At 69.6% G+C, this 22,198-nt stretch carries 16 protein-coding genes; 4 read left to right on the top strand and 12 right to left on the bottom strand.

The window, feature by feature from the left end; all coding sequences use genetic code 11:
- Positions 1 to 293: 293 nt before the first annotated feature.
- The 4 genes from lpdA to IT306_07490 all read right to left on the bottom strand — a co-directional run bounded on the left by lpdA (position 294) and on the right by IT306_07490 (position 5,671).
- Positions 294 to 1,715: a dihydrolipoyl dehydrogenase gene (gene lpdA, locus IT306_07505; GenBank protein ID MCC7368250.1), complete on the bottom strand. Its 1,422-nt coding sequence runs from the start codon at positions 1,713 to 1,715 to the stop codon at positions 294 to 296.
- A gap of 142 nt (positions 1,716 to 1,857) precedes the next feature.
- The gene (locus IT306_07500; protein MCC7368249.1) at positions 1,858 to 3,780 is read right to left on the bottom strand and encodes a molybdopterin biosynthesis protein; all 1,923 of its coding nucleotides are present in this window, start codon (positions 3,778 to 3,780) and stop codon (positions 1,858 to 1,860) included.
- A 93-nt stretch (positions 3,781 to 3,873) separates the two neighbouring features.
- Complete coding sequence (locus IT306_07495) at positions 3,874 to 5,121, bottom strand: molybdopterin molybdotransferase MoeA (protein MCC7368248.1); 1,248 nt, start codon at positions 5,119 to 5,121, stop codon at positions 3,874 to 3,876.
- A gap of 73 nt (positions 5,122 to 5,194) precedes the next feature.
- Positions 5,195 to 5,671 carry a YbaK/EbsC family protein gene (locus IT306_07490; protein ID MCC7368247.1) on the bottom strand — a complete coding sequence of 159 codons (477 nt, stop codon included), beginning with the start codon at positions 5,669 to 5,671 and terminating at the stop codon, positions 5,195 to 5,197.
- A gap of 124 nt (positions 5,672 to 5,795) precedes the next feature.
- On the opposite strand from IT306_07490, the gene IT306_07485 reads away from it, so the two are divergent.
- The gene (locus tag IT306_07485) at positions 5,796 to 7,274 is read left to right on the top strand and encodes a hypothetical protein (protein ID MCC7368246.1); all 1,479 of its coding nucleotides are present in this window, start codon (positions 5,796 to 5,798) and stop codon (positions 7,272 to 7,274) included.
- Between the two features lie 93 nt (positions 7,275 to 7,367).
- On the opposite strand, the gene infA is transcribed toward IT306_07485, so the two are convergent.
- The 3 genes from infA to ftcD form a co-directional block, all read right to left on the bottom strand.
- Positions 7,368 to 7,586, bottom strand: a complete 219-nt coding sequence (infA, locus tag IT306_07480) for a translation initiation factor IF-1 (GenBank protein ID MCC7368245.1) — start codon at positions 7,584 to 7,586, stop codon at positions 7,368 to 7,370.
- A gap of 197 nt (positions 7,587 to 7,783) precedes the next feature.
- A complete protein-coding gene (gene ppc, locus IT306_07475) occupies positions 7,784 to 10,579 on the bottom strand; it encodes a phosphoenolpyruvate carboxylase (protein ID MCC7368244.1) in 2,796 nt (931 codons plus the stop codon).
- A gap of 56 nt (positions 10,580 to 10,635) precedes the next feature.
- Positions 10,636 to 11,565, bottom strand: a complete 930-nt coding sequence (gene ftcD, locus IT306_07470; protein ID MCC7368243.1) for a glutamate formimidoyltransferase — start codon at positions 11,563 to 11,565, stop codon at positions 10,636 to 10,638.
- A 105-nt stretch (positions 11,566 to 11,670) separates the two neighbouring features.
- Here ftcD and IT306_07465 point away from each other — a divergent pair, with 105 nt between their 5' ends.
- A complete protein-coding gene (locus IT306_07465; GenBank protein ID MCC7368242.1) occupies positions 11,671 to 12,300 on the top strand; it encodes a cyclodeaminase/cyclohydrolase family protein in 630 nt (209 codons plus the stop codon).
- Between the two features lie 4 nt (positions 12,301 to 12,304).
- Here IT306_07465 and IT306_07460 read toward each other — a convergent pair whose 3' ends face one another.
- Positions 12,305 to 14,386: a hypothetical protein gene (locus tag IT306_07460; GenBank protein MCC7368241.1), complete on the bottom strand. Its 2,082-nt coding sequence runs from the start codon at positions 14,384 to 14,386 to the stop codon at positions 12,305 to 12,307.
- A 217-nt stretch (positions 14,387 to 14,603) separates the two neighbouring features.
- On the opposite strand from IT306_07460, the gene IT306_07455 reads away from it, so the two are divergent.
- Entirely contained in the window at positions 14,604 to 15,482 is an 879-nt protein-coding gene (locus tag IT306_07455) for a hypothetical protein (GenBank protein ID MCC7368240.1), read from the top strand.
- Between the two features lie 102 nt (positions 15,483 to 15,584).
- Here IT306_07455 and IT306_07450 read toward each other — a convergent pair whose 3' ends face one another.
- Together IT306_07450 and IT306_07445 are read right to left on the bottom strand one after the other, a co-directional pair.
- Positions 15,585 to 17,198 carry a long-chain fatty acid--CoA ligase gene (locus IT306_07450; GenBank protein ID MCC7368239.1) on the bottom strand — a complete coding sequence of 538 codons (1,614 nt, stop codon included), beginning with the start codon at positions 17,196 to 17,198 and terminating at the stop codon, positions 15,585 to 15,587.
- Positions 17,199 to 17,576: 378 nt separating this feature from the next.
- Entirely contained in the window at positions 17,577 to 18,779 is a 1,203-nt protein-coding gene (locus tag IT306_07445; GenBank protein MCC7368238.1) for an ABC transporter substrate-binding protein, read from the bottom strand.
- 204 nt (positions 18,780 to 18,983) lie between these two features.
- On the opposite strand from IT306_07445, the gene IT306_07440 reads away from it, so the two are divergent.
- The gene (locus IT306_07440) at positions 18,984 to 19,742 is read left to right on the top strand and encodes a metal-dependent transcriptional regulator (protein MCC7368237.1); all 759 of its coding nucleotides are present in this window, start codon (positions 18,984 to 18,986) and stop codon (positions 19,740 to 19,742) included.
- 80 nt (positions 19,743 to 19,822) lie between these two features.
- Here the strand turns inward: IT306_07440 and IT306_07435 are convergent, their stop codons facing one another.
- Both IT306_07435 and plsX read right to left on the bottom strand, forming a co-directional pair.
- Complete coding sequence (locus tag IT306_07435) at positions 19,823 to 21,028, bottom strand: tetratricopeptide repeat protein (protein ID MCC7368236.1); 1,206 nt, start codon at positions 21,026 to 21,028, stop codon at positions 19,823 to 19,825.
- Positions 21,029 to 21,186: 158 nt separating this feature from the next.
- The gene (gene plsX / locus IT306_07430; GenBank protein ID MCC7368235.1) at positions 21,187 to 22,185 is read right to left on the bottom strand and encodes a phosphate acyltransferase PlsX; all 999 of its coding nucleotides are present in this window, start codon (positions 22,183 to 22,185) and stop codon (positions 21,187 to 21,189) included.
- Positions 22,186 to 22,198: the final 13 nt, after the last annotated feature.

Raw genomic sequence — 22,198 nt, 5'->3', positions numbered from 1 at the left:
TGACCGTCAACGTTCGCGCTATCTGCTGCCCCTCGACGTTTGCGTCAGCGGTCAGCAAAGCGTCTGTCATCCTGAACGAGCGAGCTTGCGAGCGACGTGAAGGATCTCCCAACCGTGACGGTCAGCGCGTGAGATCCTTCGCTGCGCTCAGGATGCCATGGGGAGTTGCGTTTTTACTCCATCGCAGCGGCGCGCGTCAGCCGGTATGCTTCCACGATCCACGATCCACGATCCACGATCCACGATCCACGATCCACGATCCACGATCCACGATCCACGATCCACGATCCACCCTACGCGCGCTCGCGGGGCTTCGGCAGGTTCAGGGCGCCGCCGGCCGCCGCCCAGGCCGCTTCGCCGATGGCCTCCGCCAGCGTCGGGTGGGCGTGGATCGTCCCCATGATGTCTTCGAGGGTCGCCTCCAGCCGGATGCCGAGCGTTGCCTCGGGGATCAGCTCACTGGCCTGGGGGCCGATGACGTGCATGCCCAGCAGTTCGCCGTATTTGGCGTCGGCCACGACCTTGACCATGCCGTCCGTCTCGCCGTAGGTCATCGCCCGGCCGCTGGCGACGAACGGGAAGCGCCCGATCCGCACGTCGTAGCCGGCCTCGCGCGCCTTCTTCTCGGAAAGGCCGACCGAGGCGACCTCGGGATGGGTGTACGTACAGGCCGGGACGGCCTTGTAGTCCATCGGGTGGCCCTTGCCGGCAATCGCCTCGACAGCGGCCACGCCCTGGTGCGAGGCGACGTGTGCCAGCAGCATCCGACCGCTGAGGTCACCGATAGCGTAGACGTTCGGGACGTTCGTGCGAAGGTAGTCGTCGACCGGCACGAAGCCCCGGCGGTCGGTCGCCACGCCGACAGTCTCCAACCCCAGGCTGGCCGTGTTCGGCTTGCGGCCCACGCCGACCAGGATCTTCTCGGCGGCGACCTTCTCCTGCTTGCCGTCCTTGAGCGTCAGCGTGCCGACGCTCAGGCCATCGTCGCCGACCGTGATCTCTTCGAGCTTCGCCTCGGTGTGGACCGTGACGCCCTGGCGCTGCAGCGAGCGCGCCAGCGTCTTGCCCATGTCCTCATCCTCAAGCGGGAGGAGCGTCGGCAGCATCTCGACCAGCGTCACCTTTGTGCCGAATGACGCGAACACGCAGGCCCACTCGCTGCCGACCGCGCCGCCGCCGATGATCAGCATCGACTTCGGGATCTCGCGCAGGGCCAGCGCGCCGTCGCTGTCGATGACGCCAGGGCCATCGCCGCCGGGTATCGGCAGCTTCGCCGGGAGCGACCCCGTCGCCAGGATCACGTTCTTGGCGTTGACCGTCGCATCCGATGCGCCTGAGACCTTGACCTTGCCACGCTCGGTCAACTGGCCGTGGCCCTTGATGACCTCGACGTTGTACGACTTCATCAGGCCGCCGATGCCGCCCACCAGTTGCTTGACGACCTTCTCGCGGCGGTCCACCACCTTGCCGAAATCGACGGTGATGTTGTCGGCGCTGATGCCGTAGTCCGCCGAGTGGCGCATGGTCGTCAGGACTTCGGCCGAGCGGAGCATCGCCTTGGTCGGGATGCAGCCTCGGTTGAGGCAGACGCCGCCCAGCTCCTCGCGCTCTACGACCGCGACCTTCAGTCCGAGTTGGGAGGCCCGCACGGCGGCGACGTACCCGCCGGGGCCAGTCCCAATGATGCAGACGTCGACGTTGTGCTCCGACACCATTCGCTCCCCACCTGAAGTCATCGACACGGTGTCGTGAACTCCAGAAAGTCAACCAGGATCAGGGTGTACGGGGGAATTGTAGCGGAGGCGTCCGGCCCCCCTGGGAATGGCAGAGCGCGGCAGGTGATGCCGGTGCGCATCCCTACCCGATCTCGGCGACCACCTCGCCCATCTGGGAGACATCGTAGCCGCCCAGCGCTGCCACCTGCTCGCGGAAGGCCGCCCCGCGAATCAGCGCGAGCAGCGGGTCGAGCAGGCCCGACTCGTAGACGGGCCTGGGGATGACGAGGTCGTAGCGCTCCTTCATGAGCGGCACGAAGTCAAGATGCAGCGCGCGAGCCGCCGCCAGGATGCCCAGGCCGGTGTCCGCCGAGCCGCCCGATACGGCTGCGGCCACGGCCAGGTGGGTGTACTCCTCGCGGCGGTAGCCCTGGATCAGGGCCGGCGCCGCCCCCATCTGCTTGAGACGGTAGTCCAGCAGCACGCGGGTGCCGGCCCCACGCTGCCGGTTGACGAACTGGACGTCTGGCCGCAGGAGATCGTCCAGGCCGCCGAGCGCCTTGGGGTTCCCCTTCGGCACGATCAGCCCCTGGTCACGGTAGACGAGGTTGACCAGCACGACCGGCGTCTCGGGCAGGTAGCGCCTGACGTAGGAGACGTTGTACTCGCCGCTGTCCTCGTCCAGCAGATGCGATCCTGCCAGGTGCGCCTCGCCGCGCTGCAGGGCGATCAGGCCGCCCAGGCTGCCGACATTCGACGAGGACAGGCTGAGGCCAGTGTGGGCCTTGCTCAGCTCGCTCGACAGAAGATCGAGGGTCAGGTCGTGGCTGCCGATGGCGACGATGGTCCGGTCGATCTCGGCCGGGTCGCGCAGCAGCTCGACCTCGACCTCGGCGCCGGCCTGGAGCCCCTCCGACAGGCGCGGGACCAAGGCGATCCCGTCCGCGCGCACCAGCGACATAGTGACGCCCGCGCCCCGCTGCAACGGCGTGGCGATCAGCCGTCCGTTGACGCGGCCCAGCTTGACGCGCAGGAACTCGTCCTCACCCATTGGGGAGAGGATCTTGCGGGTGATGGTCGCCGTCGCCTTCGGGCGGGTCGGGGCGCTCGCGCCGAGCAGTCGGTAGATCAGCGGTTTGACGAACAGCTCGCAGGTCAGGACGGCCGAGACCGGGTAGCCAGGGATGCCGATGATCGGCTTGCCGCGCGCCACCCCGAGAATGATCGGGTGGCCGGGCCGGATCGCGCAGCCATGGACAACCACCTGCCCCAGCTCGCTCACGATCCGGGCGGTGAAGTCCTCGGAGCCGGCCGACGAGCCGGCGTTGACCAGCACGATGTCGTGGGTGTCCAGCGCCGCCGAGATGCGCTCTTTGAGCAGTTCGTACTTGTCGGCCGTGATGCCCTGGCGGTGCGGCTCGCCGCCCCACTCGGCGATCTGGCCGGCCAGCATCAGCGAGTTGAACTCGACGATGTCGCCCGGCTTGACGTTCGTGCCCGGCTCGACCAGCTCGGTGCCAGTGGGGAAGATCGCGACCCGTGGTTTGCGTCGCACGTTCAGGTACGGATGTCCGCAGGCGGCAGCCGCCCCGAGATCGACGGCCGCGAGCACCTTGCCCTCGGGGAGCACCAGCTCGGTGGCGACGATATCCTCGCCCATCGAGCGGACATGCTGCCAGGGCGCGACGGGAGCCATGATCTCGATCTCGCTGCCGTGCGAGTGGATGTGCTCGACCATGATGACGGCGTTCATGCCGTCCGGCAGCGGGTCGCCGGTGTCCACCCACTCGGCCTCCGGGCCGAGCTTCAGACGGATCGGCGTGGCCTCGGACGCGCCTCGCGTGTCCTCGGCACGGACCGCCGCGCCGTCCATCGCCGCGCCGTGGTAGTGCGGGTTGGAGAGGGCCGCCCAGACCGGCGACGCTGTGACGCGTCCCAGCGCGTCGCCAACCGGCACCCGCTCGCTCTCGATAGGCTGCAGCGCACCGGCTGCCGCCAGCGCCTCGTCGTAGCGCCGACGGGCCTCGTCCAGCGGGATATCTTCGAGATAGACCTTGCGTGGCATCGTGGCTCCGTCCCGAGCGCCGGTCGGTGGTCGGACAGCAGCCGCCTCGCCGCGCGCATGTGGAATTCGAGTGCTCGCGCGTGTGTGCAGGCGTTAGAACAGGATGACCTGCACCCACTGCCCCTCGGTCAGGCCGCTGGTGTCGAGGTCGATGCGGACCATGCCGTCCGATTTGACCAGGGTGTAGATCAGGTTTGACTTGCCGAAAACCGGCTCGGCCCAGATCCCGTCTGGGCGGTGGTCGAGCCGAACCTGGAAGTAGTCCTCGCGGCCGGGCGCCGAGGCGACGTTGCGGGTCAGCCGCGCCGACACCGTCTGGCGGAACTCCGGATCGGTGCGGCCGGCCAGCCGGTGCAACGTCGGGCCAACGAACAGGTCGAACGTGACCATGCAGCTGACCGGATTGCCGGGCAGGCCAAAGACCGGTTTGTCGCCGATCATCGCCAGGATGGTCGGCTTGCCGGGCTTGAGCGAGACCCCATGCACCAGCACGCCCGGCGTGCCGAGTGAGGCGATCACCTGGGCCGTCATGTCGCGGGTGCTGACCGAGCTGCCAGCGGAGAGGATCAGCACGTCCACCTGGGGCAGCGCCTCGCGGGCGGCCGTCTCCAGCGCCTCGTAGACGTCCGGCACGACGCCGAACTTCACCGGCGTGTGGCCGGCCCGCTCGACCAGCGTGGCAATGGTGTAGGTGTTGATGTCGCGGATCTGGCCGGGACCGGGCTGCCGGTCTGGCGACACGATCTCATCGCCGCCGGAGATGATGCCGACGCGCAGCCGCTTCGAGACGCCGACCTCGGTGATGCCGAGCGCCAGCAGACCGCCCACGTCCTGGGGCCGGAGCGCGTGGCCGGCGTCGAGCAGGCGGACGCCCGTCTCCACATCCTCGCCGATCTGGATGACGTGCTCGCCGGGCGCGACGGGCCGCAGCACCTCGATGGTGGTGGCGTCCACGTCCTGGGTGTGCTCCATCATCACGACGGCGTCCGCGCCGTCTGGGAGCATGCCGCCGGTCGCGATCCGCACCGTCTCGCCCAGCTCAGGGCTGCGCCGAGCCGGCCGACCCATCAGCACCTCGTCCACGATGGTCAGGTAGGCCGGCAGCCCTTCGCTCGCGCCGAACGTATCTTCGGCCCGCACCGCGAAGCCGTCCATCGTCGACCGGCGGAACGTCGGCAGGCGGCCGGGCGCGTCCAGGCTCTCGGCCAGTACGCGCCCCAGTGCGTCTTCCGTCCGCACCCGCTCGACGGCGACCGGCCCGTGAAGGTACGCCTCGAGCTTCGCGAACGCGTCGCGAGTGGTCAGGACGTTGAACAGTTCTTTGACGGCTCCGCCGTGCATATCATCACCGGGGCCAGGCCGGCCCTTCCGCTGGCCTGGATTGTACCAGCGACGCGCTCCTCTCCCGAACCGGTCAGGCGTCGGCCTCGACTTTGAGGTCGAGGACCGTGCCGCCAGTGGCCCGGACCAGCTCGGCCGGCGCGACGGGAAAGACGGCGTTTGGCGTGCCGGCCGCCGCCCAGACGACATCGAACGTCGTCAGGTCGCGGTCGATGATGACCGGCAGCGGGGTGGTGTGCCCGAGCGGCGGCACGCCGCCGATGGCGAACCCGGTCGCCGCGCGGACGGTGGCGGCGTCGGCCCGCGCGATGCTCTTGCCGAGCGCCGCGCCGAGTCGAGCAGTATCCAGGCGATTGGACCCCGAGACCAGCGCCAGGATCGGCTCGCCATCGGCCAGGAAGACCAGCGACTTGACGATTCTCGGGACGGTGGCGCCGACCGCCGCGGCGGCCTCCTCGGCGGTCCGCGTGCTGGCGGGGGTCTGGCGAATCTCGGCGTCGATACCGGCGGCGTGCAGGGCATCGGCAACGCGCTTGACGGACGGTTTCACGTCGGCTCCTCTCCTTCAGGCGAATGCTATACTCGCGGCGCACGGCGAAGCACCCAGACTCGTCGCAACGCGCGGCCAGAAGTGGCCCGGGCCTCCGTCGCAGCCCGCCTGACGGACATCCGCCATGCATCTCGCCTTCTTCGAACGCGACGCCGACCTGCTGGTAACCGACCTCGAGCGGTCCCACTACCTGGATCGTAGTGGACGGTATCAAGGGCTGCGCTGGCCGTCCATCTACGAGCGGTACGCCGAGGTGTGGTCGCTCGACGCCTACGAGCAACTGCTGGACATCGACGCCGACGAGCGGGTCGCACCTGGGCTGCAGCGGCTGGTGCTGGAGCAGTTCGTCCGGAGCGCCGAGGCCCGCTCACAGGCCGACATCGCCGTGCAGGAGCGGCTCACGACGGTCGACTGGGGTGGCGACACGCTGCCGTGGCGGCTGGCCCAGCAGATGGTCACCCTCGAACCCGAGAGGGAGCCGCGCCACGAGCTGGACGAGCAGCTACGCGGTGTCTACAAGCCGCTCCAGCGTCTGCGTCTGGACCGGCTGCGGGCGGCCCGCGAGCAGATGCTGCTGCTCGGTCAGTACGATCAGCCGACCGACGACCTCGGGTTCTGGGCCACCGTCCGCGCCGTGGCCGTCGACGAGGTGTCCAAACTGGCCACCTGGCTGCTTGAGGAGACGAGAGAGCTGTACCTGGACGCCCTGCGCGACCAGTTGATCCACTTCAAGCTGGACGACGGCGATGCCTGGGAGGTGGATCTCGAATGGCTGTTCCGGGGCGAGGCCTACGACCGCATCTTCCCGGATCACCGCCTGATGCCGACTGTCACGCGGATGGTCTGGGACCTCGGCATCCGGCTGCAGGACCAGACCCAGGTCAAACTCGACCAACAGGATCTGGCGGACCGCGTCGCCCGCTCGTTCGTCGCGCCCATCGGCGTCCCAGATGAGGTAGTGGCAGTACTGGCCCCGCGCGGCGGCTACGCCGACGTCTCCGCGATGCTGCGGCTGGTGGGCGAGGCCGAGCGGTACGCGCATGCTGACCCGACGCAGTCCATCGTCTACCGGCGCTTCGGCGACGCGGCCCTGAGCGAAGGGTACGGCCTCCTGTTCGCCGGGCTGCTCGGGAAGCCGGACTGGCTCTCGCTGCGCCTGGAGGCCGACGCCACCCGCGATGCCATCCGCCTTCAGGCGTTCGAGCGGCTCTACCGCGTGCGCCGGGCAGCGGCCAGCCACCTGTACGAGGTGGAGCTACGGAAGCATCCGGAGCCGGAGATGCTGGAGTCGGAGTACGTGGACCGATTCGCCGATGCGCTGATGGTCCGCCCGTTCGCCGAGGACTTCCTGAACGTCACGGACGATCCGTTCGCCGGCGCGCGCCACCTGCGGGCGGCGCTGTTCGGAAGCCAGCTCTCGGCGTTCCTGGCCCAGGAGCACGACGAGGATTGGTATCGCTCGGCGCGGGCCGGCCGCTTTCTGGTGGACCGCTGGCGCGAGGGCCAGCGCTACACAGCTGAGGAGCTCGTGCAGCACCTCGGGTACGAGGGTCTCGACCCCTCGCACCTGCTCGAAGAGCTGCGCACCGCCCTCGTCGGCTGAGCGTTCGACGATAGACGCTTCGGACGCTCGCCGACGTTTCGGGTGACCCGGTACGGTCAACGCTGACGCCCCTGGGATCACCTGGACCAGCTGCTACTTGAAGCGGTAGGTGATCCGACCGCGCGTCAGGTCGTAGGGGGACAGCTCCATCTTGACGCGGTCGCCCGCCAGGATGCGAATAAAGAACTTCCGCATCTTGCCGCTGACGTGCGCCAGCACCATGTGACCGTTGTCCATCTCGACGCGGAACGTCGCATTCGGCAGCGCCTCAGTGACGGTGCCTTCAACCTCTACCGCGGTGCCTTTCGCCATGCACACTCCCTGGACGGCGCGGTACGCCGTCGAACTTCGCGAACTTGACCGCTCTCTGCCGTAGGCCCAGCAGCGCAGCAGTTGCGAAGCGTGCTGACGACCTCAGGCGGATAGGCGCTCCAGACGCACCATCGGCGTCCTCCGTTCCTGACAGATGTTACCGCATGCGAGGGAACAGGCGACAGGGAAGAGATTCTTCACCCGGTGTTCTGGAGGCCGGCGGCGATCCCGTTGACGGTCTGGAGCAGCGTCCGCAGGCGAGGATCGTCCGTGCGGCTGCCATCAGCGCGCCACTGCCGCAACTGCTCGACCTGCACGCAGTGGATCGGGTCCACATACGGGTTGCGCAGGGCAATCGAGCGGCGCAGGACCGGCGCGCGCTCCAGCAACCGATCCTGCGCCGACGCCAGCAAGACGTAGCGCAGCGTCAGGTCGAACTCGCGCTCGATGGCGGCGAGCACCGAGTTCCGGGCCTTGGGGTCAGCCACGAGTTGCGCGTACAGGCGCGTGACCGGCGGCGACGCGACGCCCAGGCTGATCTGAGTGTTGTCGATCAGCGAGCGGAAGTACGGCCAGCGGCGGTACAGCTCTGCCAGCAATTCGGAGCCGCCCGGCTCGGCCGCCACCTCTGCCAGCGCCGTTCCGAGGCCGTACCAGCCCGGCAGGTTGCTGCGATTCTGGGTCCAGGAGAAGACCCAGGGGATCGCACGAAGGTCGTCGATATTGCCCCGGCTGCCCCGGCTGACCGGGCGCGAGCCCACCGTCAGTTGCGAGAGCACGTCGATGGGCGTGGCCTCGCGGAAGAACGGCAGCAGGTGGGGCGACTCGTAGACCAGCGCGCGGTAAACCTGCCGGCCGCGCTCCGCGATGCCGTCCATCAGCGTGGCCCAGGTCGGATCGGCAGGTGCCTGCCCGGCCCGCGCGGCCGGGTCCAGCGAGGCCCGGATGACCGCGCCGACCATCTGCTCCAGGTGGCGACGGGCGATATGCTGGTTCGCGTAGCGGGCGTAGACGACCTCGCCCTGCTCGGTCACCTTGAACCGTCCGCCGGCCGCGCCGAGCGGCTGGGACAGGATGGCGCGCTGCATCGGTCCGCCGCCCCGCCCGATGGCCCCGCCCCGCCCCTGGAAGATCACGAAGCGGACCGCGTGGCGGGCCGAAAGGGCTGCCAGGGCCTGCTGGGCGGCGTAGAGCTGCCAGCTTGAGGCGACCGAGCCGCCGTCCTTGTTGCTGTCGGAGTAGCCGAGCATGATCTCCTGCTCGTCGTTCCACGCCGCGAGGTTCCGCCGAAACGGCGGCGAGGTCAGCAACGACTGCATGATCTCGTCGGCGCGGGCCAGCTCATGGACCGTCTCGAAGAGGGGGACCACGCGCACCGCCAGGCCGGCCTCGTTCGCGCCCGGCGGGTAGATCCCGACCTGCTGCGCCAGCACCAGCACTTCGAGCAGGTCGCTCGGCTCGTGGGTCATCGAGACGATGTAGGTGGGGCAGGCGTCACGACCCAGCCGCTCCTGGATCTCGCGAACGACTCCGAGGACGGCGACCGTTTCGCGGCTCGCCGCGCTCAGCTTCGCGATGCTGACCGGCAGCGGGCGGGCCTCTTCCAGCAGACGGCTGAGCAGCCTGACCTTCTCAGCTTCGGGCAGGCTGCCGTAGGCGTCGGCCAGGCCGCAGGCGGCCAGCATCTCGGTCAGCGCCTGCTCGTGGCGGTCGCTGTGCTGGCGGATCTCCAGCGCCGCGAAGTGGAAACCGAACGTCCGCGCGCAGGTCAGGAGATCGGCCAGCGCACCATCGGCCAATCGTCCCGCATGCGCCCGTCGCAGGCTCTCGCGGATCAACTCCACGTCGGCGATCAGCTCGTCGACGTTGGCGTACGCTCCTGGCGGCGGCACCGGCAGATCCCACGCCGTCGCCTGGGTCCGCCGGAGCCGCTCCTCGATGAAGCCGAGCTTCTGGCGGTACGGCTCGATCTGGGCGCGGCGCTCCAGCTCGGCCGCCAGCTCAGGCATCACGTCGGCGTCGGCCCGCAGCGAGTTCGCCAGATCGTGGGAGATGAGCGCCCGTGTGGAGGCGACGCTCAGCTCGTGCCCGATCTGCTCGACGCGACGGAGGTAGCCGGTGAGCGCCACCGAACGATGCCGGCCAATGGTCTGGCGCGTCACCTCTGGCGTGACGTTCGGGTTGCCGTCGCGGTCGCCACCGACCCACGAATGCACCTCGACGACCCGTCCGGCTCGCAACTGGACGTGCGGATAGCGCTCGCCAAACGCGCGCCGCAGCTCGCGGTGGATCACCGGCGTCGCCCGAAAGATGCTTGGGCCGACGATGGACAGGACGGTCTGCACCTCGTCCAGCACCGTCGGGCGGCGGGGCCGAACCTCCTCGGTCTGCCAGAGCAGGGTGATCGCTTCGAGGATCTTGGCTTCGCGTGACGACTGCTCCTCGCGGGTCAGCGTTCGCCCATCTCCGAGCCGGACAACCTCGCCCAACCGGGCCAGCAGATCGAGCACCGTGCGCCGGCGCGACTCGGTCGGGTGCGCGGTGAAGGTCGGCGTGACACACAACTGCGCCAGGAACGCTTGCACGTCCTGAACGGGCATGTCGGCTGGGACAGCGGCGACGGCCTCGGCGATGGACTCGCGCAGCGGCTCGTCGGGCGCGGCCAACTGGCGTTGGCGCAGCGAGCGAAGCCGGTGCTCCTGTTCCAGCGTGTTGATGACGTGAAAGTAGCTGGCGAAGGCCCGCACCACGGACGGTGCGAGGTCGGGATCGAGGTCGGCGGTCAGCGACAGCAGCGCCGAGAGATCGACGTCCAGGTTGTCCCGCAGCTCGATGGCCCGCGTCCGCGCCCGCTCGACAGCGGCCAGCAGCGCCTCGCCGCCCTGCTCGAGCAGGACGGCGCCAAGCAGCGACCCGAGATACCGAACGTCGGCCCGAAGATCGTCAGCCGGCAGGTCGCGGGCCGCGGATCGGTCCTTGCGCGCCTCTTCCACGATCCGCTCGCCTCCCTGGACCGATAGTAGTCCCGCTGGCGTCCTCCGGCCGACCGCTAAGCTCGGTCGGCCGGAGGCTCTGCTCCGCTGAGTGCCTGCAAGAGGCGCGCCTCGATGATCTGGTCCATCCCCAGCTCGCGTGCCTTGACGTGCGTTCTGCTGGTCGAGATCAAGACATCCATCGGCAGCAATCCGACGATCTCGCTCTCGATCACCTCGACGCCGGCGGCGGCAGCCTGCTCGGCCACCGTCCGATAGACCACGTGCAGGGGCGTCACCGAGGTGTCGAGCAGATTCATCGACACCTGCACGACGTTCGGGTCGCCAGTCGCCATGCCGAGCGCCTGGACGGCCTTGAGGCCGCCGCTCGACTCGCGAACGTTCTTGGCAATGCTCTTGGCGAGGGCGAGGTCCGCCGTGGCCAGATTCATGTTGTAGGCGACCAGGAACGGTCGTGCCCCGACCGCCGTCGCGCCGGCCGTGCCCAGCCGGGCCGGACCGAAGTCCGGCGCTCGCGCAGGGTCCGTCTCAATAGTGTCACGGATGCCCTCGTACTGGCCGCGCCGTACGTCTGGCAGGCGCACACGCTCGGGCCGGCGGGCCGCTCGCGAGTAGAGGTAGACGGGGATCCGAAGCTCGTCGCCAATCCGCTGTCCAACCTGCTCCGCCAGGGCCACGCAATCATCCATCGTCACGCCGGTCAGCGGGATGAACGGCACCACATCGGTCGCGCCCATGCGGGGGTGCTCGCCCTGGTGCACGGTCATGTCGATCAGGCGGGCCGCCGTCTCGACGCAGCGGAAGCCGGCCTCGGAGACGGCGGCCGGCGAGCCAACGTAGGTCAGCACCATCCGATTGTGCGTCGGGTCGGCATGAAGGTCGAGCACGGTGACGCCAGGAACGTCGGCCGCTGCCGCGCGAATGGCGGCGATCACCTCAGGACGCCGGCCTTCGCTAAAGTTCGGGACACACTCGACGAACTGCACTGCGACTCCAGGCCGGCCATTTCAGGCGGCGCGGCGTGGCAGCATTATACGGACGGTCCGCGCGCAGTCCAGGAGGCGGCCCGCCGACCGGTAAGGATGGGAAGCATGCCAGGCGAGAGCTTGACAACGTTGACGGTGGATCAGTTCATCGACCGCCTCGCGAGCGGCGACCCGACGCCCGGCGGCGGCTCGGCCTCTGCGCTGGCCGGTGCGCTCGGCGCGGCCCTGGTGAGCATGGTCTGCAACCTGACGGTTGGCCGCGAGAAGTACGCGGCGCACGATGCCGAGGTCCGCGATATCCGCGAGGCAGCGGGCCACCTTGCGAGCCAGTTGCGAGATGGCATCGCCAGGGACGCCACGGCGTATGACGGCGTCATGGCGGCCTACAAGCTTCCACGCACGACCGACGAGGAGAAGGCCGCGCGGCAGCGTGCCATCCAGTCGGCCACACACGCGGCGGCGCTGGTCCCGCTGGCCCTTGCCGAGGCCTGCGGCCAGGTCGTCGACCAGGCCGAGCGGGCAGTGGGCAAGACCAACGTCAATGCCGCCAGCGACCTCGCGGTCGCGGCGCTGCTGGGGGTCGCGGCGATGGACGGCGCGGCGGCGAATGTCGAGATCAATCTCGGGACGCTGAAAGACGAGACCCAGCGGCAGACACTTGCCGACCGGCTGGCCGAGATCCGCGCGGGACGACGGGAACAGGCCGCGCGAGTGGTCGAAGCGACGCGCTCCTGACCGGTCAGTCGTCGGCCGGGTGGTCCCGTCGCGGCACGCGGGCCACCTCAATGCGTCCGCGCGCCTGCGCCAGCCAGCGCATGACCAGGGCACAGTCGTCAGGGTGGAACGGCCGCGGCGGCACGGATACATCCGCCGACTCATCGTCGTCCCAGTCGTCATCTTCGGGCTCAGCGATGGCCTGGGGCGGCGGCGACGGCCTGGTCTCGGCGCGCGCGGCGAGCAGCTCCGCTTCGAGCGCCCGCAGCGCGTCGGGATCGTTGGGAAGCGCGGACACGCCCCAGCTGACCGACACCAGCAGCTCGCCGTCCCGGATCAGGTGGAGCCGCGTGTAGCCAGTCGCGATCGGCTCCAGGAGCAGCAGCGATGCTCCTGGCCCCAGGCCGGCCACCACCGACGGCTGTAGCTCCAGGGCCTGGACATCCCGCAGCGCCTGGCGCAGGGCGGCAACCGCGGCAGCATCGCCGCGTGCCGCCGCCTCTCGCATCCGCTGCTGGAGCAGCGCGCGCGCCGGTCCTTTCTGGCCGCTGAGCAGCGCGCAGACGTTCAGGACCGCTTGCCGCTGGGCAGCGGTGTCCGTGCGCTTGCGAAGGAAGGCGTCTGGATACGCCGCCCGCGCTGCCTTGAGGGCGGTCTGGGCCGACTTGCCGCTGGTCAGCGGCCCGAAGTAACGCGCGCCATCGGCCGCGGTCTCCGACACCAGCCGCACCGATGGCGAGGGCGCGTCGGGGTCAGCCCGAATGATCGTCCGCGGCGCACGCGTCCCCCGCGCGACGTTGAACTCGGGCTGCAGCTCCCGGATCAGCCGCGCTTCGAGCAGGGCTGCTTCGAGGTCGGAGGCCGTTGAGCGGATCGACACATCCACCGTCCGCACGGCGAGCGCATCAAGGCTGCGGTGGGCCGACGGCTGGCGGCGCACATAGTCCCCGAGCCGCCGAGCCAGCGAGACGGCTTTGCCGACGTACAGCGCCTGCCCGGCCTCGTCCAGGAACGTGTAGACGCCGGGCCAGTCGGGGACATTTGCGAGCCACGCACGGGTGAACGGCAGCGGCCGGTAGCCCTCGCGTTGCTCCTCGATCTCGACGGTCACCGCGCGCGATGGGCTGCTGCGCTGTCGTTCGCGCAGTCGGCCCACGACGCGCGCCAGGGCCTCGGCGTCGGCCACGGGCACGCCCGGCTCGCGATACGGCACACCCAGCTCACGCGCGGCTGCGACCGGCCCCGGCTTGCGGTCGCCGGGCAGCAGGCCGCGCAACAGGGTGTCGGCCTCGATCAGGGGCAGCGGCAGCGGGGGCAGCTCTGCCCGCTCCAGCTCGGCAGCGATGAAGACGCGTGCGCGGGCCGCGCCGTAGACGTGAATCGGCCGGGCCTGGGCGAGCGCCAGCATGCTGGGAACGAGTTCGTCCCAGGTGTAGCCCTCGGCAAGGTCGTCGTAGCGGGTGCGTGCGCCGGCCTGCAGGTAGCCGGGCAGCCGCTGCTCGACCCTGATCGGGGCATCGAGGCGGCTGACGGTCCCATCAGGGTGCAACGCGGCGATGGCCAGCCGCACGATCCGGTGCGTGCGTGGATCGGCCCCCGTTGTGACGAGCGCCATCGCGAGGATATCGTCGCTGCCCGGCGCGCCGAGCAGCGACGGCCAGAACGTCGACAGCTCAGACGGCGAAGGCCCGAGCGTCCACTCCGGCAGTTGCGCGGCGGCCGGCCCCACCGCTGCCGACGCCGCTGGCGACGATGGGCTCGCGTCAGCCGGGGTGGGTGCAGGGGCAGGCGCGGATCTTCTGTTGGCGGCTTGTGCCCGGTCAGGTGGCCTGAGCAGCGCGTTGGTGCGTCGGGCACGCTCGGCGAGCCGCCAGCGCCCGTCGCGCCGTTCGAGGGCTGATTCGCTGCTGAGGATCGCCGGGAGCAGCGCTGTCCACGATGCCCCGGTCGCCGCCGTGCTGGGACCGATGATGCCGAACAACGCCGCTGCGAGGGCGTCGTCGGGGAGTCCATCGGCAGCGGCGCGGACCAGCTCGATGGCTTGCTCGCGGAGGGCGCCGTAGTCGCGCAGGGATCCAGCCCGTGCGGCTTCCGAAGGGTTCGACATAACGCAAACGGTACCACGCAGGACGATTGCATGATGGGCTCGTCGTGCAGCTCCGACCGCTCGTTCGACGGCGTTTCAGGAACACCAATGAACATGCAATCGCCCCGCGGTGCCACGGCCGGGACAGGACAGGCGGGTCAGACTGAGATATACTGGCCGCAGGCCGAGATCGACGGTACGCGCTGTCGTGCCTCGATCTCGACATAAGGAGCAGTGCATGCAGCGGCTCATGGCAGCGGTGATGGTGCTGACGCTCTTCTTGAGCGCCGGACGTGTCGCGTTCGCGGCGGAGGCAGCGGAAGCGCCTGCCGAACAGGCCCCCGAGATCAAGCCTTTCAACTCGGCCCACTTCGCGCTGGCCGGGACCGCCAAGATGGACGGCATCACCGTCGATATCCTGGGCGAGGGCGATCTCTCGTCGCCTGACCGGCAGAAGTCGTCGTTCAAGTTCGGGCCGTTCACGGCCGAAGTTGTCATGGTCGGCGACACCGTCTTCACGCGGACCCGCTTCGAGCCGCGCTGGTCCCGCCAGACGTCGCCGCAGGCCGTGGCGGTCGGGCCGATCAGCTCGTCGGACGTGACCCGCCTGGGCCGTGACGTGAAGCTCGTGGGCACCGAGACCGTGGACGGCGTCGCCGCGCAGCACTACACGTCCGCGCTCGACCTCAGCCCGCTGATCGAGCCGCTGCTCCCCGCGATCAGCGACCGGGACGCCCGTGCGGCGCTGGCGTCGCTCAACGGCACCGTCGACGTCTGGGTCGGCGCGCAGGATCGGATGGTCCGCCAGGAGCGGCTCATCCTGAATGTCAAGCTGCCATCAATCGAGCCGCAGGGCGAGCCGATGGCCGCCGCGCTCGACCTGACCATTGCCTACAGCAAGCTGAACCAGCCGGTCTCGATCGCCGAGCCGTCCCGCAACGACTCCAGCCCGCTCAGCACGCCACGCCCGAACATCTCGCCGGTGGTCGGGCCGGCCGGGTCGCCGGCCTCGTCCACGGCCCCGCTGACCGGCCAGCCGGGACAGCCAGCCGTGCAGCCAGGGACGCCCGGTCGGGCGCCGGTCCAGGCGCCCGCCCAGGTACCCGCCAGACGGTAGTCGCCTCCGTCTCTTCAAAGCATGTCGTCAGAAGGCCCGCACCGACCGGTGCGGGCCTTCTGCTGGTATCTGGCCCGGCGGCGACCTGCTTGCCGCTCTGCCTTACGGCGTTCCGCCCCGGTACTGGTCGCGCAGCACCTTCTTGTCGAGCTTGCCGACGCCGGTGCGTGGCAGCTCGGAGACGAACACGACCTCGTCGGGCAGCCACCAGCGGGCGAAGCTGGGCCGCAGGAAGTCGATCAGGTCGGCGCCCGTTACCGCCTCAGCGCCGGCACTCCGAACGACGCAGGCCAGCGGACGTTCGCCCCACTTCTCGTGCGGCACGGCGATGACGCACGCTTCGGCCACGCTCGGGTGGCCCACCAGGGCGTTCTCGAGGTCGATGCTGGAGATCCACTCGCCGCCGCTCTTGACCAGATCCTTGGTGCGGTCTGCGATCTGGAAATACCCTTCCGGGTCGATGGTCACCACGTCGCCGGTGCGGAACCACCCGTCCGCCGTGAACCGCTCGCCGGGCGCAGGATCGTGGTAATAGCCGGCGGTGACCCACGGGCCACGGACCACCATCTCGCCCAGCGTCTTGCCGTCCCAGGCGATGTCGTTCCCGTCGGCGTCGATGGCCTTCAGCTCGACGAACGGCGAGGGCAGGCCCTGCGTCGCCAGGATCTTCCAGCGGTCGTCCTCAGGCAGGGCGTCCAGGTAGCTCTTGGTCCAGCAGATCGAGCCGAGCGGCGTCATCTCGGTCATGCCCCAGGCGTGCCAGACGGGGACACCGTACTCGCGCTCGTACCGCTCCATCATGGCGCGCGGAGCCGCCGACCCGCCGACGATGATCCGCTGCAGGCTGCTGAGGTCGTGCTGGCCGCCTTCCAGCGCCGCGAGCACGCCCAGCCAGACGGTCGGGACGCCGGCCGTCAGCGTGACACGCTCCTGCTCGATCAGGCGAACGAGGTCGGCCGGCGTGGGGGCGGCGCCCGGCAGCACCTGGGTCGCCCCGAGCATGGTCGCCGTGAACGGGATGCCCCAGGCGTTGACGTGGAACATCGGGACCACCGGCAGGATCACGTCGCGCTCGCGGATCGCCATCACGTCTGGCAGGGCCTCGGTCAGCGAGTGCAGCACCAGCGCACGGTGGCTGTAGACGACGCCTTTTGGGTTGCCCGTCGTTCCCGAGGTGTAGCACATGGCGGCTGCAGCCTGTTCGTCCAGGGCCGGAAAGGCGAACGCCCCCGGCGCGGCGGCCAGGGCCTCCTCGTAGGCGGTGACCGGGCGGCCATCGATGGATGTCAGGCTGTCGGGGAGCGCTCCGACGACCAGGACGTGCCGCACGCCCGGCGTCTTCGGGAGCATCTGCTCCACGAGCGGCAGCAGCATGTCGTCCACGACGATGACGCGGTCTGCGGCGTCGTTGAGGATGAACGCGATCTGATCGACGAACAGGCGAAAGTTGACGGTGTGCAGCACCGCACCCATGCACGGGGCGGCAAAATACAGCTCCAGGTGCTGCTGGTGGTTCCAGCACAACGACGCGACACGGTCCCCCGGCTGGACGCCCAGGGCGCTCAACGCGCCAGCCAACTGCTGGACCCGTCGGTAGAGGTCCGCGTACGTCGCCCGGACGAGGCCGTTGCCCACACGAGTGACGATCTCCTTCTTGCCGAACAGGCGGTTCGCCCGTTCGAGCAGTGGGAGCAGCGTCAGCGGATAGTCCATCATCATGCCCTGCATGAGTGCCTCCTTGCAGTCATGAGGCGATCCTTTGCAGCGAACCGGGCCGCCAGGGATCGTGCTGCCTCAGCGTAGACGACCGGCCGCCTGTGTGGCGAGCAGCGTCAGTCGCGAGCGGCCGGGCTTCTCGGGGCCTGTCCGTCGTGAACGACCGGGTCGGGTCACTCGACGCTTCCCCCGTCATCCCGAGCAACGTGAGCGTGCGAACGCGGTCGAGGGATCTTTCTCACGCCACAGAAGGAGAAGATCCCTCTCCGCTCGTGCCTCGCTGCGGTCGGGATGACGGAGGGGAGGCGTTTCTCGCTGCTGTCAGGTTGACGATGGGCACCGAGCGACCCTGCGATTCACGCCTGCCGAGCCACCTGCCTATGGCGGCAGCCGCCACCGCTGGCCTTCGCCGCGCGCCACGATGAAGGCGCGCTTGTCCAGCCCGTCGTGCTGACGTGGCCCGAACGTGACCGCGCCGCTGGCACCGACGTAGTCGCGCGTGCCTTCGAGCGCGTCACGGATCGCCGCCCGATCCGTCCCGACGCGCTCGACTACCGACACCAGCAGGCGCGCAGCATCCCAGGTCTGAGCCGCTTCGGAGGTTGGCTGGCGGCCGGTCTTCGCCACCATCTCGCGGCGGAAGTCGCGGATGACCGGCGTCAGCGGGTCGTGGTCCCAGAGGTCGTCGGCCACCGGCAGCCGCAGCGTGACCGTCCGAACGCCGTTGCCGCCCTCGCCAGCCAGCGTCAGCGTCGACGGCGCGGAGGCGGCCGGCCCAAAGAAGACCGGGACCAGATCCTTGACAGTCTTCGCTTCGAGGGCGATGGCTGCCGCCTCGTGGGCGTCGCCCGCCCAGGCCAGGATCACGCGCGGGTCCGCCGCCTGGAGCCGCTGGAGCCGTTCGGCATGATCCTCCTCGCCGGGTGCGTAGCTCTCCTCGGCCACAACCTGCATCCCCACGCCGCTCGCCATCCGGCGCACCGTCCGGGCCATGTTGGCCATCGGCAGGGTGCGCGGGGCCATCCAGGCCAGACGGTCCACACCGCTCGACAGGAAGAAGCCGAGCGTGGCCGAGAGCGGTTCGTCTGGCGGCGCGGCCAGCGCAAACGTCCACTTCCAGGGCGCGTTCGGGGCACTCTCAGTGTCCAGCGCTTCCAGGGCGATCGACGGGATGCCGGCCGTCTCGGCGGCGCGCCGCGCCGGCAGCAGTGCGTCTGGCGCGGACGGCCCGACGATGGCGATCGCGCCATCTTCGACCAAACGCCGCACGCCGGACTCGGCCCGGTCTGCGCTGCCAGCATCGTCGAAGATGCGCAGCTCCAGTTGCCGGCGGTCGCCGTTCGGCAGGCGCACCCCGCCGCGCCGATTGATCAGCTCGACGGCAAGCGTCGCCGCCTCGTAGCGCTGACGCCCGTTCGGACCGGCGTCGTCGGACATGTCGAGGATGCCGCCCAGCACCAGCGGCGCGATGGCCGCCGGCGAGGGCGTCGGGCGCACGACCGTCGGCGGCTCGGAGCGGTTGCAGGCCACGAGCAGCGCCAGCGACAGCGCAAACAGCATCAGGCGAAGCGGCTGAGTCACGGTACTCCGCGCACGGTCCACGGGTTGGGCAGCCTCGCCCTGGGGGTGCTTGGCAGGCCGCTGGTGAAGGCGTACAATCCGCTGGCAGTGGCTAAGGAAGAGTTATTCTAAAGGAGCCGCGCCCGGCGCTGGCGATGCCAGCGCTGACACGCTCCTCAGCAACGATGTAGGATAGGCCACAGGCTCGGATCGGAGGCCCAACCCATGGATCACAAACCGAGCAAGACGATTGAAGATTATCTCCAGGTCATGCACTACATGACCCGAGATGGCGCTGCCATCATCGGGGCGCGGCTGGCTGAGCGGATCCGTGTGGCGCCCCCGACCGTCACCGCGACCCTCCAACGGATGATCCGCGACGGTCTGATCACCATGGACGACCACAAGGCCGTCCACTTGACGGACGAGGGGCGGACCCAGGCCGAGAGCATCGTGCGGCGACATGCGCTGGCGGAGCGCCTGCTCACCGAGATCCTCGGTCTCGGCTGGAGCGAATCGCACGAAGAGGCGCACATGGTCGAGCACGTCATCTCGGCGAAGGTCGAGCGGCGGCTCATGACCGTGCTTGGCAATCCGATGACCTGCCCGCATGGCAACCCGATCCCGGGCACCGGCGCCCGTCCGTCGCCGCACGCGTTCGCGCTCTCGGAGGCGAAGCGCGGCCAGAGCGTCGTCGTCGAGCGGATCATCGAGGAGGCCGAAGACGACTTCGACCTGATGAACTTCTACGAGCAGTCCGGCCTGAAGCCGCGAACGCCGCTAGACGTGGTCGATGTGTCGATGGCGGCTGGCCTGATCACCATCGCACGTGACGGCAAACGCATCGCCATCGGCCTGCCGGCGGCGTCGAAGCTGCGCGTGGTCGACGCCTCGCACGCCGACACCCTGCCGCCTCAGCCGCGCATCCTCGCCGCCGATCCTGGCGCACCGCGCCCGAGCATCGCAGGCCTGCTCCGAGAGTAACCCGGCAGCGGAGCCTGTAGGATGGCCCTCACCCCCGGCCGCCGCCGAACGGGTGAGGGCTTTCCTCGTCAGGGCGAGCGTCAGCGCCGGCGCGGTGCGGCGGCCGGCTGCGCGGGCTGAAGCATCGCCAGCCCGTCCTTCGCACCCTGAAGGTTCGGGTTCAACTCCAGCGCCCGCGTGAACTGCTCGCGAGCCTCCCCGGTGCGCTTCGCGCTCAGGTAGATCCAGCCGAGCGCATGGCGGTACTGCGCGAGCCGACCGGCGTCGCGGTCCAGCTCGATGGCCCGCACGAAGAGCGGCTCGGCACGGTCGTATTCGCGGCGCGCGTAGTGGATCCAGGCCAGTTGCGCGTACGCCGTCGAGTACGTCGGATCCAGCTCGATAGCGCGCTGGAAGCGTCCAGCAGCATGATCGAACTCGTCGCGCGCACGGTAGACCATGCCGCGCCCAGCCTCGGCGCGCGCATCCGTGGGGGACAGCTCGACCGCCTTCGCGAAGGCGTCAAGGGCCTCGTCGTACTGGCCTTGCACGCGGTAGGCGTGCCCCAGGCTCACCTGGAGGTACGACCAGCGCGGAGCAAGCTCGGCGGCCCGCACGTAGGCATCGACGGCGGCCGGGTAGTCCGCACGCGTCTCGAAGATGACGCCCTGCACGCGAGCGACCTCTGGATCGTTCGGCGCGAGGTGCAGGGCCTCGTCCAGCGCCTCGTCGGCCTCACGGAGACGGTAGAGGTCCGCGTAGACCTCGGCGACGGCTGCCCAGGCCGGGGCGGAACGTCGGTTCTTCTCGACGGCGGAGAGCGCCGTCTGCAGGGCCCGGTCAACCTGACCGCTCCAGTCGAGCGCCACAGCCAGCCCGGCTCGGGCCTCGGCGTTGTCTGGCAGCACGGCGATGGCCCGGCGTCCCTGCTCGACGGCCTCGTTCACGCGGTGCTGCGCGATGAGCGCGCGCGTCCAACGAACCTGGGCCTGCCCGATGGTGGGATCAAGCTGCACGGCGCGCTCGTAGGCATCCGAGGCCGTTCGCCAGTCGCCGCGCTGAAATGCGTTGTCCCCTTCGACAAGGTACGAGTCAGCCGTCCGCGCCGGTGGCGCAGGCGGAAGCAGCACCGGCTCGGCCACGGGGACCGAGACGGCTTCGACGTTTCGAGAGCCGATCCAGCTTGGAACCGGTACGTGCAGGTACCAGGTCACGGCAAGCACCATCGACCCTGCGGCCAGCGCGCCAAGCGCGAAGCCCCAGCCGGAGCCCCGTCGCCGCCGGCCTCGATACGGGCGGTACGCCAAACCAGCCTCCTGTGGGCGGATAGGCGGGCAGAGCGCCCGTCGAGTCGCACCACGTTTCGGGCTGTACTCTATCGAGTTCTCCCGTTGTTGTCAAATTGGGCAGTCGAAGGTGGCCGCTACGCTCGCTGTGCGTGTTACGGGAAGGTGACAGAAGCGGGTCAGTCGTCGCTGGCGCCGGCCTCAGATGCCGCTGCCGCATCGGCCACCCCACGGGCGATCTGGCCGACCACGTCGTTCTCGACGGCCTGCGCGGCCACTCGAACGGCGTTCTTGATGGCGAGAGCGTTCGAGCGGCCGTGGGCCACGATGCAGACGCCATTCAGGCCCAGGAGCGGCGCGCCGCCGTACTCAGCGTAGTCGAGCCGCTTCCGGACGCGGCGGAACGCGGGGAGCACCCCGGCCGCGAAGATCTTCGAGATCAGCGAGGCGTTGATCTCCTCGCGGATCAGGCCGGTGATCGCGCCGGCTAGCCCCTCCGAGAGCTTCAGCACGACGTTGCCCGTGAAGCCGTCGCAGACGACGACGTCCACGTCGCCGGTCGGGATCTCCTTGCCCTCGACGTTTCCGATGAAGTTGAGCGGCAGCGCCCTGATGCGGGCGTGGGCAGCCTGGACCAGCGAGTTTCCCTTGGTCTCCTCCTCGCCGTTCGAGAGCAGGCCGACGCGCGGCCGGCTCACGCCGAAGACCCGCTCCATGTAGACCGAGCCCATGATCGCGAACTGCTCCAGATACTCTGGCTTGCAGTCCGCGTTCGCGCCCACGTCGATGACGAGCGCGCCGCCCTTGCGGGTCGGGAAGACGGCTGACAGGGCCGGCCGGTCGACGCCCTTGATGCGGCGCAGCTCGAACAGCCCGGCCGCCATCACCGCGCCGGTGTTCCCAGCCGACACGAACGCCTGCGCCCGGCCGTCCTTGACCAGCCGCACGCCGACGACCATTGAGGAGTCCGTCTTCTGGCGCACGGCGTTGGCCGGGTGCTCTTCCATCTCGACGACCTGCGTCGCATTGACCACCTCGATGGGCAGGCCGGCCGCCTTGCCGCCCAGCCGTTGCTTGAGGTCGGCCTCGGGGCCAACCAGCAGGATGCTGACGCCCAGCTCGCGCGCCGCGAGGATCGCGCCCTCGACCACGACGTCCGGTGCATGGTCGCCGCCCATCCCGTCGAGGGCA

Source organism: Chloroflexota bacterium, from assembly GCA_020850535.1.
Classification (GTDB): Bacteria; Chloroflexota; UBA6077; order UBA6077; family JACCZL01; genus JADZEM01.
Note: the sequence above shows the minus strand (reverse complement) of the source record. Positions and strands in the feature narration are given on the sequence as shown.